The organism is Citrobacter sp. RHBSTW-00986 (assembly GCF_013783065.1).
GTDB classification, from domain to species: Bacteria; Pseudomonadota; Gammaproteobacteria; order Enterobacterales; family Enterobacteriaceae; genus Citrobacter; species Citrobacter braakii.
The window spans coordinates 1-4,667 of record NZ_CP056204.1; the positions used below are offsets into that span (position 1 = coordinate 1).

The following is a 4,667-nucleotide window of genomic DNA, read 5'->3' on the forward strand; positions in this document are numbered from 1 at the left end:
TGGTAAATGCGGCATTTTTTATTATATGGAGTGTATTTTTATGAGAATTAAAAAGCCTCACCTTCGTCCGATAGTCATAACCTTGTCCGTTGGTGGGATTTTGTTAACTTCTATTTTTCTGATTGCCGTTATTATGGTTTTTCAGCGCGAAAATATAGAAAAAGATTTGCTTGATGCTAATTCATCGTACGCTATGAAAATGTCAGATGTAATGAGTGGTTATATTGAAATGGCTCAAGGTGAATTAGCATATGGAGCAAAAAAAATAAAATCAACTAATGATATTGACTCACTTAAAGATGAGGCGGATAGGTTAAGATTGCAGTCTGGTATGTTTAATTCAGTTTTTGTTGTTAGTAATGATGCTGTTGTTCTGGCGACTTCGCCAGAATCTCTTGATTTAGTTGGTACCCGCTTGAATTCAAGTGCCAGCAAATTGGCGATTGAGGAAAAGAAACCATTCATATCTTCACCGTTCAAATCAGTTACTGGGAATTTGATTATTTTGTTGTCACATCCTATTTATGATAAGAATGGCAATTACATAGGGCATGTCGGTGGGTCTATATATCTAAAAAAACATAGTTTATTTAGCGATGTTTTGAGCAGGCATTTTTTCAAGAGCGACACTGAAATTAGCATTGTTAGTGATGATGGAACTGTGATCTTTAATAACGATAACAGTGCTGTTGGTCGGCCCATGGTTATGTCTGATGATTTGAAATCAAAGTTAACGGAGTCTGATAGAGGTGAGGGGGAATTTTTTTTTTCGGGGAATAGATATCTTCTGGGTTATGCTCATATGAAAAATACTGCTTGGAATGTGTTGGTTTATAGCCATGCTGACAGCGCGACTACTATTCTTATTACTTATGCTAAAAGTGTACTTGTTCTGCTAATTGTAATAATTATTACATTTTCACTTCTTTCATATTTCATTGCCTCCCGTATTTCACTTCCTTTAGAAAAGCTTGCTATATCTACCAATGCTAAAGATATAGGGGCTTCGTTAGTTTATATTAAAGCTATCAATGCTTGGTATGCCGAAGCTGATCGACTTAAAAAGGCACTTTTTACGCATGTTAAGGTAATGATGGAAAGGGTTGATTCTTTAAATGAGGTGGCGCTTAAAGATCCCCTTACCGGCGTGAACAATAGATTGGGGTTTTCAACTAAAATACAGAATAACAAGTATGGGGCAGGAGCTTCAGTTATTGCTATTGATGTTGATTTTTTTAAAAAAATAAATGATAGTTTCGGGCATGGGGTCGGAGATGAGGTGCTTGTTTCTTTGGCTCAGATTATTAAGTCTTGTTGCCGTAGTGAAGATATTATTTGTCGGTTTGGTGGAGAAGAGTTTGTTGTTTTTCTGCCGAATACATCTGTGGTAACAGCGGAGTGTGTTGCGGAGCGTATTAGGAGTGTTATTGAACGTACTGTTTTCCCTAATAACTTGCGTGTCACCGTATCTGCTGGTGTGGCAACACAAGATGATCCTCTTGGTGGGATCGATTTTTTGCTGAAAAATGCTGACGATGCTCTTTATCAAGCTAAGAGAGAGGGGCGTAATAAAGTGATTGTATATAGCGCTATTTGAGTTTTTTTGATGACGCTTTACGCGCTAGTGTGCCGTTTTTTTTTGTGGGGAGGGGGGTTCAAGAAGCGGATCCTCTTGTTATCCCTTCGATGTCGTCGTAATCTCATGCCCTGCAAACAAAAAAACCACCGCTACCAACGGTGGTTCGTTTGCCGGAATCAAGAGCTACCAACTCTTTCTTCCGAAGGTAACTGGCTTTCACGGAGCGCAGGTACCAAAACTGTCCTTCCAGTGTAGCCGCAGTCAGGCCACCACTTCAAGAACTCTGTAGAACACTCTACTACTCCGCTCCGTGAATCCTCTTACTAATGGCTACCGCCACTGGCGATTTTTCGTGTCTGTTCCGGGTTGGACTCAAGATGATAGTTACCGGGACAACGTGGTAGTCGGGCTGAACGGGGGGTTCGTGCATACAGTCCAGCTTGGAGCGAACTGCCTTCCCGGAACCGAGTGTCAGGCGTGGAATGAGATAAACGCGGCCATAACAGCGGATTGACACCGGTAAACCGAAAGGCAGGAACAGGAGAGCGCACGAGGGAGCCACCAGGGGGAAACGCCTGGTATCTTTATAGTCCTGTCGGGTTTCGCCACCACTGATTTGAGCGTCAGATTTCGTGATGCTTGTCAGGGGGGCGGAGCCTATGGAAAAACGGCTTCGCCGTGGCCTTATCGCTTCCCTGTTAAGCTTCTTCCTGGCATCTCCCAGGAAATTTCCGCCCCGCCTGTAAGCCGGTACCGCTCGCCGCAGCCGAACGACCGAGCGCAGCGAGTCAGTGAGCGAGGAAGCGGAATATATCTTGTATCACATATTCTGCTGACGCTCCGCTGCTGCATTTTTCTCCTGCCACATGAAGCATTTCACTGACACTCGCATCCGTGCCAACATAGTAAGCCAGTATACACTCCGCTAGCGCTACGTGACTGGTTCAGGGCTGCGCCCCGAAACCCGCCAAAAGCCTGACGCGCCTGCGGCTTGTCCAACCCCGCGCCGACCGGGAAAGGCTTTCCCGCCCGTCCCGGCGTTATCAGGAGGCCGGTTTGTCAGAGAAACGGAACAAGATGCTCACCATGTGGGTGACGGAGGACGAGCACCGGCGGCTGCTTGAGCGCTGCGACGGCAGGCAGCTGGCAGCGTGGATGCGGCAGACCTGCCTGGACGAAAAGCCGGCACGTTCCGGAAAGCTTCCCTCAATCTCGCCGGCGCTGCTGCGCCAGCTTGCCGGCATGGGCAATAACCTGAACCAGATAGCCCGCCGTGTTAACGCCGGCGGCGGTACCGGCCATGACAGGGTGCAGATTGTTGCGGCGCTGATGGCCATCGATGCCGGACTTGAGCGGCTGCGGCACGCCGTTCTTGAGAAAGGAACGGACGATGATCGTTAAATTTCATCCACGCGGTCGCGGCGGTGGCGCCGGGCCGGTGGACTATCTGCTGGGTAAAGACCGGCAGCGTGAAGGCGCCACCGTCCTGCAGGGGAAGCCGGAAGAAGTCCGGGAGCTGATTGACGCGTCGCCTTACGTTAAGAAATACACCTCCGGGGTACTGTCGTTTGCGGAAGCGGATTTACCCTCCGGCCAGCGGGAAAAGCTGATGGCAAGCTTTGAGCGGGTTCTGATGCCCGGACTTGATAAAGACCAGTACAGCATCCTGTGGGTGGAGCATCGTGACAAGGGGCGGCTTGAGCTGAATTTTCTGATCCCGAACACGGAGCTGCTGACCGGCAGACGGCTCCAGCCGTATTACGATCGCGCCGACCGTCCACGCATCGATGCCTGGCAGACCATCGTGAACGGCAGACTGGGGCTGCACGACCCGAACGCACCGGAGAACCGGCGGGCACTGGTCACACCGTCTGCACTGCCTAAAGCGAAGCAGGAGGCTGCAGAAGCGATTACACGCGGTCTGCTTGCTCTTGCCTCATCCGGGGAGCTGAAAACCCGTCAGGATGTCACTGAGGCGCTGGAAAGCGCAGGTTTTGAGGTGGTCCGCACCACAAAAAGCAGTATCAGCATTGCCGACCCGGACGGGGGGCGAAACATCCGACTGAAGGGAGCCATTTATGAACAGTCTTTTAACGCTGGCGAAGGACTTAGAGCAGAAATCGAAAGCGCAGCAGCAGAGTACCGGCGAGATGCTGAAAGCCGCATTCAGCGAGCACGAGAAATCTGTAAAAGCGGAACTGAACGAAAGCGCGAAGAGAATCAGCGCCGCCATCCTCGACCACGACCGGAAACTGTCCTCAGCCATGAGCCAGCGCACGAAAGGCATGGTGCGCATGGTCAGCCAGACGTGGCTGACCATCGTCCTGGTCTCCGCGCTGCTGATCGCCTCGAGCGCGGGCATTCTGTGGTGGCAGGGGCAGCAGATACTCGACAACTACACGACCATCCGGGAGCAGAAGAGCACGCAGGCCATGCTGTCAGAGAGGAACAGCGGCGTGCAGCTCTCGACCTGCGGCGAGCAGAGACGCCGCTGCGTGAAGGTGAACCCGGAAGCGGGACGGTTCGGAGAGGATTCGAGCTGGATGATACTGGCGGGGAAATAGCACATGACGGAGCTGGAAAAACAGTTGCTGAGCGCATTAGAGCAGCTACAGCAGGACTACTCGAAAAGGCTGGACGAGTGGGAGAGCGCCTTCGCGGAATGGCGGACGATGTCTGGTCTTATGCAACGGGAGAACGCAGCGCTGAGCGAGCGCGTCACGGGCTTGAGCAGGCAGGTGCAGAGTTTGAGCGAGCAGCTGCGCCGGTTGTCGAGCGACTGAATGCCGTCGAGCTGCACCGGGAGCAGGAGCGCGTGGTGCAGCATCAGAAAGCGCTGGAGCTGGAGCGATCTCAGCGACAGCGGACGTATAACAGCCCTTCACTGTGATAACCTGATAAAACGGGGCTTTCGGTGGACATCTGCGCTGAAAGCCGGAGCCATTCACCCGACTGCATAGCCATGCAGCCGGGTGAAATTTATCTGGCGCAGAATGCGCGGTTTAGCGGAGAGTTTGCTGCCGGTTTTACCGGGCTGACGCCGCATTTGTTCCGAACCCGTCCGGGGCGGTGCTGATAAGGGATGTTA

At 51.3% G+C, this 4,667-nt stretch carries 5 protein-coding genes and 1 pseudogene; all 6 read left to right on the forward strand.

The features are described 5' to 3' along the window. Positions 1–40 precede the first annotated feature (40 nt). The 6 genes and pseudogenes from HV345_RS26110 to HV345_RS26135 all read left to right on the forward strand — a co-directional run bounded on the left by HV345_RS26110 (position 41) and on the right by HV345_RS26135 (position 4,655). Positions 41–1,597: a sensor domain-containing diguanylate cyclase gene (locus tag HV345_RS26110; protein WP_045326453.1), complete on the forward strand. Its 1,557-nt coding sequence runs from the start codon at positions 41–43 to the stop codon at positions 1,595–1,597. A 1,059-nt stretch (positions 1,598–2,656) separates the two neighbouring features. Next, positions 2,657–2,980: a MobC family plasmid mobilization relaxosome protein gene (locus tag HV345_RS26115; RefSeq protein WP_007772081.1), complete on the forward strand. Its 324-nt coding sequence runs from the start codon at positions 2,657–2,659 to the stop codon at positions 2,978–2,980. 208 nt (positions 2,981–3,188) lie between these two features. After that, positions 3,189–3,623 (forward strand): annotated as a pseudogene (locus HV345_RS26625) (relaxase/mobilization nuclease domain-containing protein); the annotation flags it as partial. A 34-nt stretch (positions 3,624–3,657) separates the two neighbouring features. After that, positions 3,658–4,143 carry an MbeB family mobilization protein gene (locus HV345_RS26125; protein WP_045326458.1) on the forward strand — a complete coding sequence of 162 codons (486 nt, stop codon included), beginning with the start codon at positions 3,658–3,660 and terminating at the stop codon, positions 4,141–4,143. A 3-nt stretch (positions 4,144–4,146) separates the two neighbouring features. Then, positions 4,147–4,362, forward strand: coding sequence for an MbeD family mobilization/exclusion protein (locus HV345_RS26130; RefSeq protein WP_015589619.1), 216 nt, complete (start codon positions 4,147–4,149; stop codon positions 4,360–4,362). Between the two features lie 131 nt (positions 4,363–4,493). After that, positions 4,494–4,655 (forward strand): hypothetical protein, encoded by a 162-nt coding sequence (locus HV345_RS26135; RefSeq protein ID WP_154393737.1) that lies wholly within the window; start codon positions 4,494–4,496, stop codon positions 4,653–4,655. Positions 4,656–4,667: the final 12 nt, after the last annotated feature.

Coding starts and splice junctions, on each gene's coding strand:
- HV345_RS26115 (WP_007772081.1), top strand. CDS start 2,657: ATGCTCACCATGTGGGTGACGGAGGACGAGCACCGGCGGCTGCTTGAG.
- HV345_RS26130 (WP_015589619.1), top strand. CDS start 4,147: ATGACGGAGCTGGAAAAACAGTTGCTGAGCGCATTAGAGCAGCTACAG.
- HV345_RS26110 (WP_045326453.1), top strand. CDS start 41: ATGAGAATTAAAAAGCCTCACCTTCGTCCGATAGTCATAACCTTGTCC.
- HV345_RS26125 (WP_045326458.1), top strand. CDS start 3,658: ATGAACAGTCTTTTAACGCTGGCGAAGGACTTAGAGCAGAAATCGAAA.